17 protein-coding genes are annotated in these 17,263 nt (G+C 59.9%); 11 read left to right on the top strand and 6 right to left on the bottom strand.

The window, feature by feature from the left end; genetic code table 11:
- Positions 1-271: 271 nt before the first annotated feature.
- From ACNA0J_RS18350 to ACNA0J_RS18375, 6 genes are all read right to left on the bottom strand, one after another.
- Complete coding sequence (locus ACNA0J_RS18350) at positions 272-589, bottom strand: hypothetical protein (RefSeq protein WP_415820292.1); 318 nt, start codon at positions 587-589, stop codon at positions 272-274.
- 15 nt (positions 590-604) lie between these two features.
- Positions 605-2,128: a lysine--tRNA ligase gene (gene lysS, locus ACNA0J_RS18355; protein ID WP_415820293.1), complete on the bottom strand. Its 1,524-nt coding sequence runs from the start codon at positions 2,126-2,128 to the stop codon at positions 605-607.
- A 5-nt stretch (positions 2,129-2,133) separates the two neighbouring features.
- Positions 2,134-2,889: an SDR family oxidoreductase gene (locus ACNA0J_RS18360; protein WP_415820294.1), complete on the bottom strand. Its 756-nt coding sequence runs from the start codon at positions 2,887-2,889 to the stop codon at positions 2,134-2,136.
- 56 nt (positions 2,890-2,945) lie between these two features.
- A protein-coding gene (prfB, locus tag ACNA0J_RS18365; protein WP_415820295.1) for a peptide chain release factor 2 occupies positions 2,946-4,050 on the bottom strand; the annotation gives its coding sequence in 2 pieces (ribosomal slippage) (positions 2,946-3,968 and positions 3,970-4,050; 1,104 coding nt in all).
- Between the two features lie 47 nt (positions 4,051-4,097).
- Positions 4,098-5,798: a single-stranded-DNA-specific exonuclease RecJ gene (gene recJ, locus ACNA0J_RS18370; protein WP_415820296.1), complete on the bottom strand. Its 1,701-nt coding sequence runs from the start codon at positions 5,796-5,798 to the stop codon at positions 4,098-4,100.
- Positions 5,780-6,760 carry a hypothetical protein gene (locus ACNA0J_RS18375; RefSeq protein WP_415820297.1) on the bottom strand — a complete coding sequence of 327 codons (981 nt, stop codon included), beginning with the start codon at positions 6,758-6,760 and terminating at the stop codon, positions 5,780-5,782. The genes recJ and ACNA0J_RS18375 overlap by 19 nt, the downstream gene beginning before the upstream one ends.
- Before the next feature lie 230 nt (positions 6,761-6,990).
- Here ACNA0J_RS18375 and ACNA0J_RS18380 point away from each other — a divergent pair, with 230 nt between their 5' ends.
- From ACNA0J_RS18380 to ACNA0J_RS18430, 11 genes are all read left to right on the top strand, one after another.
- A complete protein-coding gene (locus ACNA0J_RS18380) occupies positions 6,991-8,223 on the top strand; it encodes a lipoprotein-releasing ABC transporter permease subunit (RefSeq protein ID WP_415820388.1) in 1,233 nt (410 codons plus the stop codon).
- Positions 8,216-8,923: a lipoprotein-releasing ABC transporter ATP-binding protein LolD gene (lolD, locus tag ACNA0J_RS18385; protein WP_415820298.1), complete on the top strand. Its 708-nt coding sequence runs from the start codon at positions 8,216-8,218 to the stop codon at positions 8,921-8,923. The genes ACNA0J_RS18380 and lolD overlap by 8 nt, the downstream gene beginning before the upstream one ends.
- Positions 8,924-8,947: 24 nt before the next feature.
- A complete protein-coding gene (locus tag ACNA0J_RS18390) occupies positions 8,948-9,754 on the top strand; it encodes a TatD family hydrolase (RefSeq protein WP_415820299.1) in 807 nt (268 codons plus the stop codon).
- 132 nt (positions 9,755-9,886) lie between these two features.
- A complete protein-coding gene (locus ACNA0J_RS18395; RefSeq protein ID WP_415820300.1) occupies positions 9,887-10,813 on the top strand; it encodes a LysR family transcriptional regulator in 927 nt (308 codons plus the stop codon).
- Positions 10,814-10,997: 184 nt separating this feature from the next.
- Positions 10,998-11,999, top strand: a complete 1,002-nt coding sequence (locus ACNA0J_RS18400) for a threonine ammonia-lyase (protein ID WP_415820301.1) — start codon at positions 10,998-11,000, stop codon at positions 11,997-11,999.
- 11 nt (positions 12,000-12,010) lie between these two features.
- Positions 12,011-13,078: a DUF4392 domain-containing protein gene (locus tag ACNA0J_RS18405; protein WP_415820302.1), complete on the top strand. Its 1,068-nt coding sequence runs from the start codon at positions 12,011-12,013 to the stop codon at positions 13,076-13,078.
- Positions 13,075-13,548 (top strand): RidA family protein, encoded by a 474-nt coding sequence (locus ACNA0J_RS18410; protein WP_415820303.1) that lies wholly within the window; start codon positions 13,075-13,077, stop codon positions 13,546-13,548. The genes ACNA0J_RS18405 and ACNA0J_RS18410 overlap by 4 nt, the downstream gene beginning before the upstream one ends.
- Before the next feature lie 52 nt (positions 13,549-13,600).
- Complete coding sequence (locus tag ACNA0J_RS18415; RefSeq protein ID WP_415820305.1) at positions 13,601-14,920, top strand: MFS transporter; 1,320 nt, start codon at positions 13,601-13,603, stop codon at positions 14,918-14,920.
- 183 nt (positions 14,921-15,103) lie between these two features.
- Positions 15,104-15,721, top strand: a complete 618-nt coding sequence (locus ACNA0J_RS18420; RefSeq protein WP_415820306.1) for a glutathione S-transferase family protein — start codon at positions 15,104-15,106, stop codon at positions 15,719-15,721.
- A 25-nt stretch (positions 15,722-15,746) separates the two neighbouring features.
- On the top strand, positions 15,747-16,361 hold the full coding sequence (locus tag ACNA0J_RS18425; protein ID WP_415820307.1) for a carboxymuconolactone decarboxylase family protein: 615 nt from the start codon (positions 15,747-15,749) through the stop codon (positions 16,359-16,361).
- Positions 16,358-17,260 (top strand): amidohydrolase family protein, encoded by a 903-nt coding sequence (locus tag ACNA0J_RS18430; RefSeq protein WP_415820308.1) that lies wholly within the window; start codon positions 16,358-16,360, stop codon positions 17,258-17,260. The genes ACNA0J_RS18425 and ACNA0J_RS18430 overlap by 4 nt, the downstream gene beginning before the upstream one ends.
- The last annotated feature ends 3 nt before the right edge of the window (positions 17,261-17,263 follow it).

Below are 17,263 nucleotides of genomic sequence, written 5' to 3' on the forward strand. Positions count from 1 at the left end.
GTGTTGGCGCGCCTCGGAGTCGCGCGAGCGGANGTCGTAGGNAGGCCCGAAGGGGCCGNACGAGACGAGCGATGCGGCAGTCGGACGCGCAGGCGGCCGACCGACTCCGTGAAGCGCCAACACGGTCACTGCCCCGCTTCGACGTCCAATAGCACTAGATCCCCGTCCTGCCAGCGCGCCAACGCCTGATAGCACTCATATCCTCGCGTTGCAACGCTCAATAAACCGGCATCTTTCCTCGCACACAACGGCGAGCTTGCCACGTATCGGATCAGCGCGGCCGCTTTGTCCAAGCAGCCAGCGCGCAAGCGATAGACAGCACGAACAGCACACCGCCGATGCGCAGCAGGCCAGTGCCATTGAGCACCTCGCCACCGCCCGTGATGACGCCCGCCAATCCGCCGAGCCAGAGCAGCAGGCAGAAAAGCGCCAGGATGAATAGCAGTGTGGCCGCGCTGGCGAACAAGTTCAGGGCCAGCCGGCTGCCGCGTGTGGGTGCGGCTGATACGGCAGGGGCGCGGCGCTTGGGCAGCACCACGTACATGATGAGGACGATGAAGACCGCGATGATCAGTATTTTGACGAGCATGGCGGTCCAGTCCGATTAGTCTTCGCGTCGCAGGTGAGGGAACAACAGCACATCACGGATCGTGGGGCTGTCGGTCAGCAGCATGATCAGGCGATCGATGCCGATGCCGCAGCCACCCGTCGGAGGCATGCCGTATTCCAGCGCGCGAATGTAATCGGCGTCGTAGTACATGGCTTCTTCGTCGCCAGCGTCTTTGGCTTCGACTTGGGAACGGAAACGTTCGGCTTGGTCTTCGGGGTCATTCAATTCCGAGAAACCATTGGCGATCTCACGGCCGGTCATGAACAGCTCGAAACGCTCGGTGATGCCGGGGCGCGTGTCGGAGGCGCGGGCCAGTGGCGAGACCTCGACTGGGTAGTCGATGATGTAGGTCGGGCTCCACAGTTTCGCTTCGGCCGTTTCTTCGAACAACGCGAGTTGCAATGCTCCGAGTCCGGCGCGTGCAAGCACGGGGCCCGAGACATCGGCACCCAGGCGCTTGAGTTCGCCACGGACGAAATCGATGTCATCCAGTTGGGCCTGCGTGTAATCAGGCGCGTATTTGAGGATGGCTTCGCAGATGGTCAGGCGGTCAAAGGGCTTGGACAGGTCCAGCTCGCGTTCCTGGTACGTGAGCACGGCGCTGCCGGTGGCGGCGATGGCAGCTTCGCGGATGACGTGTTCGGTGAAATCCATCAACCAGCGGTAATCCGCATAGGCCGCGTAGAACTCCATCATCGTGAATTCGGGGTTGTGACGCGGGCTGACACCTTCGTTACGGAAATTGCGGTTGATCTCGAAGACCCGCTCGAAACCGCCCACGATCAGGCGCTTGAGATAGAGCTCGGGCGCGATGCGCAGGTACATTTCCATGTCCAGCGCATTGTGGTGCGTGACGAAAGGCTTGGCCGCGGCACCGCCAGGGATGGGGTGCAGCATGGGCGTTTCGACCTCGAGAAAGCCCGAGTCCAGCATGACTTGGCGAATACTGCCGATGGCCTTGCTGCGCGCCTCGAAAGTGCGGCGCGTGCCTTCGGTCATGATCAGATCGACGTAGCGTTGACGGTAACGCAGTTCCTGGTCTGCAACGCCGTGGAATTTGTCGGGCAGGGGGCGCAGCGATTTCGACAGCAGGCGCGCCGTGGTCGCGTGCACCGAGAGCTCGCCCTTGTTGGTTTTGAAGACCGACCCTTCGATGGCGATGATGTCACCGATGTCCCATTGTTTGAACGCGGCGTAGACGTCCTCGCCCAGCGTGCCGCGCTCCAGATAGATCTGGATGCGGCCGCTGCTGTCCTGGACGGTGGCAAAGCTGGCCTTGCCCATGACGCGTTTGAGCATCATGCGGCCGGCGACTTTGACTTGCACACTGGCATCAGCCAAGGCTTGTTGTTCTTGTTCGCCGTATTGGCGGTGCAAGTCGGCTGCACGCGCGTCCGGGACGAAATCGTTGGGATAGGCGACGCCGGTTTCGCGGAGTTTGGCCAGTTTGGCGCGCCGCTCGGCGATCAAGCGGTTTTCATCTTGGGCGGACGGGGCGGCGGGCGTATGGTCGGTCATGGTGATTACTGGTAATTGCGGATATCGTCGATTTCAGTTGTGCCGAAATCGTCACGGTCTAGATAGGCCAGGATGCGAGCGGCGACGTCGGCGGGGGAGGCCAATTTGCCGGTGGCGTGGAATTCCTGGAATTTGGCCAGCGCCGGGAAATCGGCGGGATCGCTGGCGCGGATAGTTTCTTGCATGCCGGTGTCAACGATGCCGGGAGCTAGCGCGACGGTACGTACGCCGTTGCTGCCTTGTTCCTGTTTGAGCACGCGGGTGTACATGTCGACGGCGGCCTTGGTGGCGCAATAAACGCCCCAGCCTGCGTTGGGATTGCGGCCCGCGCCCGACGAGATATTCAAGACGCGGCGATCGGCTTGCAGACCCTGCACGGCGGCGATGAACCGGGCCGTCAGTAGGATCACGGCGGACACGTTCAGCGTAAAGGCCGTATTGATAGCGGCTCCATCAGTCAATGTCCCAACGGTCGCGACGGGCTCGACGGTGCCGGCATTGTTGATCAGCAGATAGCGTTTGGCATCGCGAGGCAGGGAGGCGCAGACACGTTCGGCGGTTTGTTCGGCCGCCTGCAGATCGGAAAGATCGACCTGGATTTGTTCGAGCTCAACGCCCTGCGCCTGTGCCAAGGCGGCCAGCTCCGGGTCGGCGCGGCGTGCCAGAGTGATCAGCCGCGTGCCGGGGCGGACCAGGCCGCGAGCCAAGCCTGCGCCAATACCGCGCGAGGCGCCAGTCAGAATTGCAATCGTATCGGTCATGCGCTTGCCCTCTTTAGGAGTGAGGCTTGCACCAGGACGCGGTGCAAGCCGTCGTATCACACGCCTTGCTTCAGGCTGGCCTGGATGAATGGGTCCAGGTCGCCGTCCAGGACTTTCTGTGTGTTGGAAATTTCCACATTGGTACGCAGGTCCTTGATGCGGCTCTGGTCGAGCACGTACGAACGGATCTGGTGGCCCCAGCCCACATCGGTCTTGGAGTCTTCGAGCTTTTGCTGTTCCTCCATGCGGTTGCGCATCTCCAGCTCGTAGAGCTTGGATTTCAACATCTGCATGGCTTCAGCACGGTTACGGTGCTGTGAACGGTCGTTCTGACACTGCACCACGATACCCGTGGGCATGTGGGTCAAGCGCACGGCCGAATCGGTCTTGTTGATGTGCTGGCCGCCCGCGCCGCTGGCACGGTAGGTGTCCACGCGCAAGTCGGCCGGGTTGACCTCGATTTCGAACGAGTCGTCGACCTCGGGGTAGACGAACACGCTGGCAAACGAGGTATGGCGGCCGCCCGACGAGTCAAAGGGACTCTTGCGCACCAGGCGGTGTACGCCGGTTTCGGTGCGCAAAAAGCCGAATGCGTACTCGCCTTCGAGTTTGATGGTGGCGGATTTGATGCCCGCGACTTCGCCCTCGGATTCTTCGAGCACCTCGGCTTTGAAACCCTTGCGTTCGGCGTATTTCAGATATTGCCGCAGCAGCATCGAGGCCCAGTCCTGGGCTTCGGTGCCGCCAGCGCCGGCCTGGATGTCGAGGAAGCAGTTCATCGGATCGGCGGGATTCGAGAACATGCGGCGGAATTCGAGGCCCTCCAGTTTCTCCTGGAAACTGCCGGCGTCGCCCTCAATGGACTCCAGCGTGGCGTCGTCGTCATCGGCGGCCGCCAGTTCGAAGAGCTCCTGGGCATCCGCGATGCCGCTGTGCAGCGCGCTCAGCGTTTCGACGACGTCTTCGAGGGACTTTTTCTCGCGCCCCAGATCCTGGGCGTGTTTGGGGTCATTCCAGACCGCGGGGTCTTCGAGTTCTGCATTGACGACCTGCAGGCGTTCGGCCTTCAGATCGTAGTCAAAGATACCCCCGTAACGCCAACTCGCGCTCTGCGTAGTCAGCGAGGCGGGCGGCGAGTTGGTTCTGACGTTCGGCTTCCATGGTGAATCCTGATAGCAATTAAGCGAAACCCAACATTTTAGCGTGGATTACTCCGCGTGCTCGACGACGAGCTGAGCGGACACGACGCCGTTCCAGACGTTGGGCTCGAGACGGTATGCGACCTGCACGTGTTCAGGCAGCGACTGGTCGTGGCTGAACCAGATGGCGTCAAAACGCTGGTGGCCGCGCTCCAGGGAGAGTTTCAGATGTTTTTCGCCCACCAGACGCTGGTTGCGGACAATGAATTCGTCCAGGAACAGCGGGGCGGCAAAGCCTGCGCCCCAAACCTGTTGTTGCAGCAGGGTGGCCACCTCGGCATTGGCATAGCCGGATTCGAGCGAACCATCTGTTTCCAATAGGGGCTCGAAATGATTGCGCCCGGTCAGTTCCTGGACCGCCGCGTCAAAGGCGGGAGCAAAGGCGGCAAAATCCTGGCGACCCAGCGTCAGGCCCGCCGCCATGGCGTGCCCCCCGAACTTGCGGATCAGCCCCGGATGGCGCTTGGACACCAGATCCAGGACATCTCGCAGATGCACGTCGGGAATAGACCGGCCGGAACCCCGGATTTCGTCATCGTCGGCCGGTGCAAAGGCCAGGGTAGGGCGCCAGAATTTCTCTTTCAGGCGCGAGGCGACCAGGCCTACCACCCCCTGGTGCCAGCCTGGATCGAACACGCAGACTGTCGCGCCAGGGGCGGCTCCTGCGCTTTCCATGGCAGCCAGGGCCTGTTCGCGCATTTCCGCTTCGATGCCGCGGCGTTCTCGATTGATCTGGTCGAGCTGGCGCGCCATGTCCAGCGCCTCGGCTTCGTCATCGGTGGTCAGGCAGGCGATACCCAGACTCATGTCCGCCAATCGCCCAGCCGCGTTGATACGAGGACCGATTGCGAATCCCAGGTCAAAGCCGCTGGCATTGCGCGGCTCGCGCGAGGCGACGGCAAAGAGGGCACGCAGCCCAGGCTGCATCCGTCCCGCCCGCATGCGCTGCAGGCCTTGGGTGACCAGCAGGCGATTGTTGTTGTCCAGTTTGACCACGTCGGCCACGGTGCCCAAGGCAACCAGATCGGACAATGCGTCCAGGCGGGGGCCGCCGTCGGCCGGGTAAACCCCGCGCCGGCGCAGTTCGGCACGGACGGCCAGCATCACGTAGAAGATGACGCCCACTCCAGCCAGGTTTTTAGAGGGGAAGCCGCAGCCCGGCTGATTGGGGTTGACCAGGGCCAACGCGTCGGGCAGGGTGTCGCCGGGCAGGTGGTGGTCCGTGACGACCACGCCAATGCCGGCTGCATTCGCCGCGGCGACCCCATCCACGCTTGCGATCCCGTTGTCCACGGTAATGATCAGGTCTGGTTTGCCATTGCGGTGGGCGCAGGCCAGATCGACCACGGCAGGCGACAGGCCATAGCCGGTTTCAAAACGATTGGGAACCAGGAAATCGACATTGGCCCCAAAGGCACGCAACGCCCGCAACCCGACGGCGCAGGCGGTGGCCCCATCGCAGTCATAATCGGCGACGATCAGCAATCGTTTCCCTGCCGAGATCGCGTCGGCCAGAATGCGGGCGGCGTGATCCACGTGGGTCAGGCCCCCGGGAGGAATCAACGCGGGCCACGCCATGCGGGTTTGCTCGGGATGAGTCACCCCGCGTGCCGCCCATAGTCGGGCTAGCAACGGATGAATGCCCGCGGCCTCCAGCGAGAGTCGGGCATCGTGATTGGTCGATCGGACAGTTAGACGGGGCGAGACCACCAGGAATTCCAATTCTTTTTAGGCGCAGGCAGCCAGGCGAGCAGGCGGCTGCGCGGTTGCAAGGTAAGCGTGGCGCGTCGATCGGCGCCCAGCAATATGAGTTGTGCCGGCTGCGCAGGCAGGCCGGAGGCGCCGCTGAGCGGCTGGATATGATGCTTGTCCAGATCGGCCAGAGCGTCGAGCCAAGTCGCCCAGTCTTCGGCGCGATGGGCGGCATCCAGTTCCGTGAGGAGATGCGTTTGGCCCGCAGACGGGGCGGAATCATCTCTCGTGACCGAACTCGTCGGAGCTTTTTCCCAGCGCCGTGCGCCACCGTACAGCCACAGTGCGTTGACGGGCGGCAACCCTCGTTCGGCCCGGGCCTCGTTGGCCGGATGTTCATACCAGGCCATTTGTATTTCATTGAGCAAACGCCGCCAGGGCCGCATTGCGGCGTCCTGGCTCCACCAGTCGCGCAATGGTTGACCGGCGACGGCGGCCGGGCTGCCTGTGCGGGGTTCCAGACCCTCGGGCAGCGTCAACCGCCAGCGCTGCGGTGTCAGGGCAGTGACGCCGAAGCCCGCAGCCTCAATGCTGGGCAGCGCCGTGGCCAACAGGGTCTCGGCCTCGTCCGCCCGGATGTCCATCAGGCCTGGATCCAGCAAGACGGCTTGATCCGTGCCTAGAGACAGATGCGCCAAATCGGCCAGCCATACCGGACGGTCGTCGTTGACGACGTCACCTGCCAAAAATGGCCCCAGCCCTGCTCCTGCAGGTGTCCCGGCGGCGGGCCGATAGCCAGCTTGCTCAAGCTGCCAAGCCTCATACGGCGTACAGCCTTGCGCGCGGACATCAAAACCGTTCACCTGGGCGGCGGCGGACTGCAGCCAGCCGTGCAGAACAGGCGCGCGCTGCGGCAGCAAGCGCGCCAACTCGGCGGCAACAGGTAAAGAGGGCAGAGCGCCCGGAATTACGATCAGCATGACGACGATTGTAGTCGTTGCGAGCTATCGAATTTCCGAGACACTGTCTCGGAATTATCAGAGATCGACACGCTTCCCGATTTCCGTCCACATATTTCCGAATGTTGTTTCCTGGTACATCTGGGAACTGCCCTGGTGTTTGCGGTTCAAACTCACGTCCCAGTTAATGCCATAATGCACGCGTGCTGAAAATACCTTATGAACTATGGATCGGCGCCCGCTATGCGGGGATGGCCCGACTCCGCAAACGCCGTGGCCGCCGCGATGGCTTTATCTCTTTCATTTCCGCCAGTTCCATGGTGGGTATTGCGCTGGGCGTCGCTGCCCTGATCGTCGTGCTGTCCGTGATGAACGGTTTTCAGAAAGAGGTGCGCGACCGCATGTTGTCGGTGCTGCCGCATATCGAGCTGTACATCCCGGGCGCTTCGCCCGAGCGTGTCATCGAGCAATGGCAAAAATTTGCCAGCGTGGCCGAGCGCAATCCCGAGGTCAAAGGGGCCGCGCCCTTTGTCGCCGCGCAGGCCATGGTGGTGCGCGGTCAGACGCTGCGTGGCGCACAGGTGCGTGGTATCGACCCCGAGCGCGAAGGGCAGGTGTCGGATCTGCCCCAGCAAATGGTCAGTGGCAAACTCTCCGACCTCCAGCCCGGAAGCTTTGGCGCCATCCTGGGTAGTGACCTGGCCAACATGATGGGGGTAAAGGTCGGCGATACGTTGATGATGATGGCGCCGCAGGGCTCGATCAGCCCGGCAGGCTTTGCGCCGCGCATGCGTCAGTTCACTGTGGCCGGCATTTTTTCATCCGGCCATTACGAGTACGACTCCAGCCTGGTTTTCGTCGATAACGAAGACGCGGCAAAGATGTTCCGCGACAGCGGCACCGGCGGCGTACGCCTGCGGGTGAAGGACATGCAGCGCGCGCCGCAGGTGGCGCTCGAGCTTTCCAAAACCTTGCCGCCGTATGTGATGGCAAGCGACTGGTCGCGCAACAACCGCACCTGGTTTGCCGCCGTGCAGACCGAAAAACGCATGATGTTCCTGATCCTGGCGATCATCGTTGCGGTCGCGGCTTTTAATCTGTTGTCCTCGCTGGTCATGGTGGTCAAGGACAAACAATCCGACATCGCGATCTTGCGCACCTTGGGCGCCAGACCGAGCGTGATTGCACGCATTTTCCTCGTGCAAGGCATGTTGATCGGTGTGGTGGGGACGATCATGGGCGTTGTGTTCGGCGTGTTGATCGCCTACAACGTGGATGTCATCGTGCCATTTATCGAAGGCCTGCTCGGTGTTCATTTCCTGCCTCGCGAAATCTATTTCATCAGCGAGTTGCCGTCCGATCCGCAATCTCAAGATATCGTCGTGATCGCAGTGACGTCGTTCGTGCTGTCGTTGTTGGCCACCTTGTATCCCAGTTGGCGCGCCTCGCGCCTGCAACCCGCACAGGTGCTGCGCCATGACTGATAACGACTTGACACTACAGGCGGGTACCCCCGCCTTGCAGGCCAACAACCTGAGCAAGGTCTATGACGAAGGTCCCGCCCGTATCCAGGTCCTGGACAACGTCAGCCTGACCGTCGAACGCGGCGAGATGGTGGCGATTGTCGGCGCCTCCGGTTCTGGCAAGAGCACGTTATTGCACATCCTGGGACTGCTGGATGTGCCGAGCGCTGGCGAGGTCACGGTTGACGGCGTCTCAGCCGCGGGGCTGTCCGAGGTCCAAAAAAGCGCCTTGCGTAATCGCAGTCTGGGGTTCGTGTATCAATTTCACCATCTGCTGTCGGAATTTTCTGCACTGGACAACGTCGCGATGCCCTTGATCGTGCGCCGCGAAAATCGTGACACGGCGCGCGAGGCGGCTCGCAAAGTGCTGTCGCTCGTGGGTTTGGCCGAGCGTGCCGAGCATTACCCAGGTCAGTTGTCCGGTGGCGAGCGTCAGCGTGTCGCGCTGGCGCGTGCGCTGGTCACACGGCCCGCCTGCGTGTTGGCCGACGAGCCGACTGGCAACCTGGATCGTGGCACCGCCCATAAAATGTTCGAGCTGCTGACCCAGGTGAATCGCGAGTCCGGCACGGCATTTGCTATTGTGACGCATGACATCGAATTGGCTGCGCGCGCGGATCGGCAATTGCTGATGGAGCGCGGGCAATTGGTTTCGGGGTAACCCACTCATCGGCACGAGGCTGCCATGTTGATCGACACACACTGTCATCTCGACGCCTCTGAATTCGATCCTGACAGAACGCAGGTGGCTGAGGCGGCATGGGCGGCCGATGTGCGCAGGATCGTGATTCCGGCGGTCGAGGTCGCAAATTTCGCTACTGTGCAGGATCTGGCCGCACAGATCCCGGGCGGCGCGTATGCCTTGGGTATCCATCCGCTTTACGTGAGCCGTGCCCAGGATGCCGATCTGGATACCTTGCGCCAAGCCGTGATCCGCGCGTTGGATGACCCCCGTTTCGTGGCGATAGGCGAGATTGGATTGGATTTTTTCGTCCAGGACATCGCATCAGGCGAGCCGCGCGAGCGCCAGGAATATTTCTACGATGCGCAGCTGGCCTTGGCCGCGGAGTTCGATCTGCCCGTGTTGTTGCACGTGCGCCGGTCGCAAGACATCCTGCTGAAATACCTGCGCCGTCGCACGGACGTGCGCGGAGGCATCGCCCACGCCTTTAACGGCAGTGAACAACAAGCGCATGCCTTTGTGGATCGCGGCTTTGCGTTGGGGTTAGGGGGCGCAATGACTTACCCGCGTGCCCTGCAGATCCGTCGTCACGCTGTGGATGTCGGGCTGGAGCATCTGGTCTTGGAAACCGATGCTCCGGATATTCCTCCTGCTTGGTTGTATGAGCCGCATCGGCGCAATTCCCCCGATCAATTGCCGCGTATTGCTCAGGTTCTAGCCGAACTGCGAGGGCAGAGTGTGTCCGACATTGCCGAGGCGACGACGGCAACAGCGCGACGGGTATTGCCTCGTTTGGCGCTTCAGGACTGACGTTCCTGCGAGCGGAAGGAACGGTAGCGAGTCTCCTATAGGCGATCAGCGCCTATGTACAATCCCGTGGAAAAATCTTTTATTGTCTCGGCGGCATGAGCGATATCTCCGAGCAGCAGGGGGGCGGGTCAGATGAATTTCAAAAGCCTCGAGGTCTTCTACTGGGTCGTCAATCTCAGCAGCTTTAACAAGGCTGCAGTCAAACTGCATACTACTCAGCCAGCGGTATCGCAGCGCATTGCCGCGTTGGAAACGGAGCTGGGCATCAAGGTGCTGGATCGCAGCGCTCGCGCTATTAAGCTGACAGCCAAGGGCCGAGTGCTCTATGACTACGCCGAGCGATTCATGGCATTGCATGCGGAGATGATGCTGAAAGTTGCAGAGGATCAAGCGGTGAGCGGCGTCATGCGGTTGGGTGTTGCTGAAACGATCGTGCACACATGGTTGGTAGAGTTTCTGGAACAGTGCCGTCAGCGGTATCCCAATCTGATTATCGATATTGTGGTGGACATCACGCCGACATTGCGTGAGGCGGTCAAGTCCGGTGAGTTGGACATGGCGTTTTTGCTGGGACCGCAACAGGACGGGGACTTGATTGAAACGGCGCTTTGCAGTTATGAACTGAATTTTTTGTCGGCGCCGTCGTTAAAGCTGGGCAAGGAACCTTTGTCCAATAGCGATGTGACGGCTCATCCATTGATTACCTTTCCCAAGCGGACCTATCCCTACACCTATCTTTATCAGGAGCTGACTACGCCTGAACACGGCTCTCCGCGGATCTTCACGAATTGGTCGCTGTCGACCATCGTACGCATGGCAGAGGATGGGTTCGGCGTTTGCGTGGTTCCTCGCCTGGCTGTGTTGAAAGAGGTGGAGCAGGGACGTCTCAAGGTGCGGCGTACGCAATTGAAGCTGCGGGATTTGAGCTTTGCCGTGGCTTACGCGCGGGGCAGTGACCAAGCGACCAAGGTCGCTTTGGCCGAGTTGGCCTGCGAGGTGGCCCGGCAGGCAGCTGCGGGACCGCGTCGCCGCCCACGCGCCAAGCCGGTCGAACGCTAGGGTTCATACATTAGTGCTTACCCTGATCGCCACTCACTTAGCTGAGCGGCTTGGTGAGGTTTTCCCTGGGAAAGTGGTTATGAATAAGCTTATCTTATTGATTTCCATCCAAAAACAAAATTTGTTGTTATAGGTGTGGCGGGCTGTAATGGCTGAGCAATTTCACATTCAGCCAGGAACAGTCTTGACCACTATCTCAACCACCCCAGACGTTTTTGCTGTGTCGCTTAGCGACATACAACAGGCCCACGAGCGCATTCGCCCGCACATCGTGCGTACGCCACTGTTGGAAAGCGCCGCGCTCAATGACTTGTTGGGCGCCCGCATTCTGGTGAAAGCCGAGTCGCTGCAAAATACCGGCGCGTTCAAGTTTCGTGGCGCCTGCAATCGGCTTCTGCAGCTCAGCCCTTCACAGAAACAGGCTGGCGTCGTGGCGTTTTCGTCGGGCAACCATGCGCTGGCGACATCTGCGGTCGCACGCACGCTGGGCGTTCCCGCGTCGATCATCATGCCTGCCGATGCGCCCAAAGCAAAAATCGAAGGTGCGCGAGCTAACGGTGCGAACGTTATTTTGTACGACCGCCTAAAAGACGATCGGGAGGCTATAGGTGCAGAGATCGCCGGCAAAACCGGCGCAGTCATTGTGCCGCCGTACGATGACCCCGACATCATGGCTGGGCAGGGCACGGTAGGTCTGGAACTGGTCGAACAAGCCCAGGCCTTGGGCGTGACGTTGGACGCGGTGATCGCTGCCAGCAGTGGTGGCGGTTTGGTGGCCGGCGTGGCAACAGCGGTCAAGGCTCTGTCGCCGCAGACTGCGGTCTATGCGGGTGAGCCAGCGGGTTTTGACGAGTTGGCGCGTTCGCTCGCTTCTGGCCAGCCCGAGAGCAATGCACCAGGCGCGCAATCGATTTGCGATGCGTTGCAAGTCGTACGCCCCGGCAAGCTGACGTTCCCTATCAATCTGCATTTTCTGGCGGGTAGTCTGGTCGTCAGTGATGACGATGTCAGGCGCGCAATGAAGATCGCCTATCAGCATTTGAAGCTGGTAGTCGAACCCGGCGGCGCCGTGCCGTTAGCTGCGTTATTGGCAGGCAAATTGGATGTGACCGGCAAGACCATTGCTGTCGTACTGAGCGGCGGCAATGTTGATGCCGCCATGTTTGTTGACGCGTTGACCGCTTGAGTGTACCCGCCATGTTGAATTCTGATTCCACTACTTATCATCGCGTCGCTCGCACGATCGACGATTTCATGCGTGTCGATTACACCGGCGTGGGCCTGATCGGCAATCTCTATAACGCGCTGCAAAAACGCCAGCCTGGTTATGCCTGCATGGGGGCGGCTGAGCGGCTAGTGCAGGCTGTTCAGCAAAGTAGAGGTCCAATCTTGATCGCTACGGGTTTTCCGGAGGGAGGCGGCGCGCCTGAAACCGATGGTCCGATTGGTGCGGCCTTGATGGCGCGCGCGTTTTTTCTCGGGCTGAGCCGCGAGACAGTGATCGTCATCGACGAAGATTGGGAGGAAATGATGGTTGCTACTTGCCGTGGAGCGGGTTTGGCGCCCATGCCGTTTCCACACGATGGCGTGATTAAACCTTTCGATTTCCTACGGCCTGTCTATATCAAGACAGTTCCCAAAGACAATCTTGGGGCGCACGCCATATGCGACGATCTGATCCGCATTACGCAACCCAGTGCGGCCATCGCGATTGAGCGGCCTGGCCGTAACGCCAAGGGCCTGTATCACGGCCTCGGCGGTCGACCCTTGGACGGTCTGGTTGCCAATTTGGACTATCTGTTCGATCAAGCCAAAGCCGCAGGAATTCCGTTCATTGGCATCGGTGACGGGGGCAACGAACTGGGCATGGGAGTGATTGCTGAAGACTTGCCGGGCTTTTCTCCCAAAGCAGCGGACACAGGTATTCCAGGGCGCGGTGGAGTTGCTGCCGTCACAGCGGCAGACTGGCTCGTCGTATCCAATGTGTCCAACTTTGGTGCTACCGGTGTTGTGGCGGCCTTGTCGGCATTGCTCGAGAACCCAGTGGTATTTCATTCTCCGGAGCTGGAAACGCGCAGTACTGAATTATGTGTGGCCAGTGGCGGAGTGGACGGCATGTTCATGGCGCCGGAGCCCGCGCACGATGGCATCGCGATGGAGGAATACGCAGGTATGGTCCGTGCGTTGCGAGGCAGCGTCATGCGTGCGCTCGGACATTCCATCAATTGGCAGGGCCACCAGGGCGACTGGAGGCAGTTGAAATGAGTACCGCCACGCTTTCCGCACGCTTGCGCGAATTGGGGATGACGCTGCCCTCCACAAATCCGCCACGCGGCGCATATGTGCCCGCCATGCGGGCGGGAGATCTGCTGTTTATTGCGGGCCAGGCGCCACGTCTGGATGGGGTGCTGAAGTTCTCCGGTCGCGTCGGCCGTGACATCAGTATCGAGGCCGGTCGTGAGGCTGCACAGATATGTGCGTTGAACGTGTTGGGCCATTTGGCGCACGCCTGCGATGACCAATTGGATCGCGTTGTGGCCGCCGTGCGCTTGGCTGGTGTGGTCAATTGTGCTGAAGACTTCACGGCGCATTCCCAGGTGCTGGACGGGGCCTCTGAACTCATTGCAGCCGTTTTGGGCGATCGTGGCCGCCATGCTCGTATTGCAACAGGCGCGTCTTCGTTACCGTCCGGGATGGCGGTCGAAGTCGAGGCTATTTTTCAACTCAAGTCATAAACGCGAGGCCCGGTTCGCCGGGTACCTATGCAACATTCTCAAGGGATAAACCATGCAGGCAACATTGAATCCACCTGTGCACGCGGGCCAGGCGACTGAGCGCAACGCGGTGTACCGCAAGGTCGCTTTACACATCATGCCGTTCTTGATGCTTTGCTATGTGGCCGCCTACCTGGATCGGATCAATATCGGTTTTGCCAAACTGCATATGCTGAACGACCTGGGTTTCAGCGACACAGTCTACGGATTGGGCGCGGGGCTGTTCTTCATTGGCTACTTGATCTTTGAAGTCCCCAGCAATCTGTTGATGATGCGCATTGGCGCCAAGAAAACAATCTCGCGCATCATGATTCTGTGGGGGGTGATCTCGGCCAGCTTTGCCTTTATCGAGACGCCCACTCAGTTTTATATTGCCCGCTTTTTGTTGGGAGCCGCTGAGGCCGGCTTTTATCCGGGCGTCATTCTGTACCTGACTTATTGGTTTCCTGCCAATAAGCGCGCCAAGATGGTGGCTTTGTTTGTCGGCGCTGTTCCTCTGTCAGGCATGATAGGAGCACCGCTATCGGGCGCTATCATCGAATTGGGGCACGGCGCGCACGCTCTATCCGGTTGGCAATGGATGTTTTTGATCGAGGCCGTACCGTCATTACTGTTGGGCCTGCTTTGTTTGAAGTATTTGGCGGACAGCCCCGCTGTGGCAACCTGGTTGTCATCCAGCGAGCGCGAACTGATCGAGGCCGACCTGTCGGCCGAGAAAGCGTTGGCCAAGAACGATAAGTCCACGGGTTCGCTGGCGGCAACACTGCGAGACCGTCGCGTCTGGAAAATGACCTGCATCTGCTTTTGCTCGGCCATTTGTTCTTATGGTGTGTCGTTCTGGCTACCGACACTGGTTCAGCAACTTAACGTCGGCGACGTCATGCATGTGGGGTTGTACACCGCTGTTCCCTTTACCGCTGCCTTTATTGTTATGTATTTGATCGGCCGCAATTCGGATCGTATGCGTGAACGTCGCTGGCATCTGGTGGGACCGTTCATGTGTGTATGCGCTGGTCTCATTGGTAGTGTCTGGTTCCACGATTCGATGGGCATGGCGCTTTTTGCTCTGACCATTGCGGCAATTGGTGCCTACAGCACGACCTCTATGTTGTTTACGATCCCAGGGCTCTTTCTATCAGGGGTTGGGATGGCGGCGGGGGTAGCGATGATTAATTGCTTTGGTGGATTGGGCGGATTCGTCAGTCCCTATGTCGTCGGGGTTGTGAAAGACGTGACAGGTAGTACGGATAACGGTGTAATTTTTATTGCCTGCATAGCGGTGATCGGTGCGGCGTTGACGCTGACGTTGCCGAAAACGTTGGTGAATCGTTGATTGTGCCAATACTGCCTTGATGTCAGGCATACGCAGAGTGTGCGGATGTCTGACTTTCTGGGAGACGAGTCAACAACCATTCTCAAACCCTGCATAGCAGATTTGTCATTCCTGGCATAGCCAGTTAAAAGACGGTCTCATATCATCCTGTCTAAGAAGGTAAAGCCATATCAGGAGAAACGCATGAAACTGCATTGGTCGCCACGCTCGCCGTTTGTACGCAAGGTCATGATCGTGTTGTACGAGGCCGGCATGGAAGATCAGGTGACGTGCGTACGTACGCCTGTTGCGATGGACAAACCCAATTTGGATCTGGTGCCGGATAACCCACTGATTAAATTGCCGACTTTGGTATTGGACGATGGCACAGGCATTTACGATTCGCGGGTGATCTGCGCGTATCTGGATGGGCTGGCAGGTACGGGATTATTGCCCAGCGAACCGAAAGCACGATTGACTGCCGAGCGCCGCCAGGCATTGGGTGACGGGTTTCTCGATGCACTGTTGCTGTATCGTCAAGAGCGCAATAAATCTCAGGAAAGGCAGACGCCCGCATGGCTGAGCGCTTTTGACTTGAAGGTGAGAGCGGTGTTGGCCGCTCTGGAAAAAGAGGCTCCCGAACTAGAGAAAACTCCTTTTGATTTAGGATTGCTATCGATAGGTTGCGCCCTGTCGTACATGGATTATCGGTTTGCCGATCTGCCATGGCGCGATGATCATCCTGCCTTGGCGGTTTGGCATCGCCGTTTCAGTGAGCGCCCTTCGGTCGTCCGCAGTCAACCAGACGATGCTGCAGTATGAGTGCCAGTGCAGCCAGGAGAATTCAGTGAGCCGTATTCCATTTCCCACGCCCGATACGATGAACGAGGCGCAGCGTGGCGTCTATGAACGTATCGTATCCGGGCCGCGTGGCCGATTGGTGGGCCCGTTGCGTGCTGCGCTGCACAACCCTGAGTTGGCGGAACGCTGGCAGGCCTTTGGCGCTTTGCTGCGATTCGGTACCAGCCTGCCGCCGCGCGTGAGCGAGTTGGCGATTGTCGTTACTGCACGGCGCTGGAACAGCCAGATCGAGTGGCATATTCATGCGCAGGCCGCGCTGGACGCCGGTATCGACGCCAGTGTCCTGGATGCCATCCGCGAACGGCGCGTGCCGGAATTTGAAACGGCCGCCGACGAGATCGTCTACGAATACGCGCGGCAACTGCAGGAAACCAGCCGCGTGGAGTCGGCTCTGCACGCAAAGGCGGTTGCACAATGGGGTGTCGCGGGTGTGGTCGAATTAACGGCCGTCATTGGCTACTACACGCTGGTATCGATGACCTTGAATGCGCATGAGATTCCCATGCCCGACGAGGCGCCGGAGCCATTGGACGTGCCGATCGCCTCTGGCCAACCGAGCTTGAGCACGTTGCCTCCTATCGTGAATCAGGATAAGCCATGATGCTCGAATCGCAGGCGATCTCGTACGTTCCCGAAACCATTGAAACCCCGCGTATGCCTGGCCGGCCGCGCCATGAATTGCCGGCGCAGGCGTGCGACACGCATTGCCATGTGTTTGGGCCGTATGACCGGTTTCCATTGCAGCATGCGTCATCGTACGCAGCACCGGATGCGCCCGCCGAGCGTTATCTGACGATGTTGGACACATTGGGTGCCCAGCGGGGCGTGTTGGTTCAGCCTGCGCCCTATGGGACAAATCCCGCAGCATTGCTGGATGCCCTCGCGCGTGGGCAGGGGCGTCTGCGAGGGGCCGCTGTAGCGGACGCCAGTGTCAGCGATACCGAGCTCCAGAAGATGGCCGACGCGGGCGTGCGGGCGTTGCGCTTTGTCGAGGCGAGAGACCCTGCTGGCCGGTTATTCCCAGGCAGCATAGGTTTTGAACAGGTGGCGGCACTGGCGCCGCGCATGAAGCAGTTTGGCCTGCATGCCCAGCTATGGGGACCTAGCGATGTCTATGAGCGGCATCTTCCGTCACTGGTACGGCTGGGTCTGCCGCTGGTGATCGACCATATGGGCAGCCTGGCGCCCGCACGTGGATACGCCGACACGGTGTTTCAACTGCTACGTGCGCAGTTGGCTGAGGGCACGATCTGGATGAAATTGAGCGTCTGCCGGGTCGGGGCAGCGCCTGATTATGCCGACGTCAAAGCACTGCACGATGCTTTTGTCGCTGCGAATCCGGATCAGGTCTTATGGGGATCGGATTGGCCCTATGTACGCATGGGCGAGAACGCCCCGGCTGCGGATGCGTTGATTGATCTGGCGTGGGACTGGCTGGAAACTGATGTGCTGCGTCAGAAGGTATGGGTAGATAATCCGGCGCATCTGTACGGGTTTTAATCT

The sequence above is a fragment of the Bordetella tumbae genome (genome assembly GCF_965139195.1).
GTDB classification, from domain to species: Bacteria; Pseudomonadota; Gammaproteobacteria; order Burkholderiales; family Burkholderiaceae_B; genus Bordetella_A; species Bordetella_A tumbae.

Coding starts and splice junctions, on each gene's coding strand:
- ACNA0J_RS18380 (WP_415820388.1), top strand. CDS start 6,991: ATGGCCCGACTCCGCAAACGCCGTGGCCGCCGCGATGGCTTTATCTCT.
- ACNA0J_RS18350 (WP_415820292.1), bottom strand. CDS start 589: ATGCTCGTCAAAATACTGATCATCGCGGTCTTCATCGTCCTCATCATG.
- lysS (WP_415820293.1), bottom strand. CDS start 2,128: ATGACCGACCATACGCCCGCCGCCCCGTCCGCCCAAGATGAAAACCGC.
- ACNA0J_RS18395 (WP_415820300.1), top strand. CDS start 9,887: ATGAATTTCAAAAGCCTCGAGGTCTTCTACTGGGTCGTCAATCTCAGC.
- ACNA0J_RS18390 (WP_415820299.1), top strand. CDS start 8,948: ATGTTGATCGACACACACTGTCATCTCGACGCCTCTGAATTCGATCCT.
- ACNA0J_RS18420 (WP_415820306.1), top strand. CDS start 15,104: ATGAAACTGCATTGGTCGCCACGCTCGCCGTTTGTACGCAAGGTCATG.
- ACNA0J_RS18410 (WP_415820303.1), top strand. CDS start 13,075: ATGAGTACCGCCACGCTTTCCGCACGCTTGCGCGAATTGGGGATGACG.
- ACNA0J_RS18405 (WP_415820302.1), top strand. CDS start 12,011: ATGTTGAATTCTGATTCCACTACTTATCATCGCGTCGCTCGCACGATC.
- ACNA0J_RS18375 (WP_415820297.1), bottom strand. CDS start 6,760: ATGCTGATCGTAATTCCGGGCGCTCTGCCCTCTTTACCTGTTGCCGCC.
- ACNA0J_RS18415 (WP_415820305.1), top strand. CDS start 13,601: ATGCAGGCAACATTGAATCCACCTGTGCACGCGGGCCAGGCGACTGAG.
- ACNA0J_RS18430 (WP_415820308.1), top strand. CDS start 16,358: ATGATGCTCGAATCGCAGGCGATCTCGTACGTTCCCGAAACCATTGAA.
- ACNA0J_RS18360 (WP_415820294.1), bottom strand. CDS start 2,889: ATGACCGATACGATTGCAATTCTGACTGGCGCCTCGCGCGGTATTGGC.
- lolD (WP_415820298.1), top strand. CDS start 8,216: ATGACTGATAACGACTTGACACTACAGGCGGGTACCCCCGCCTTGCAG.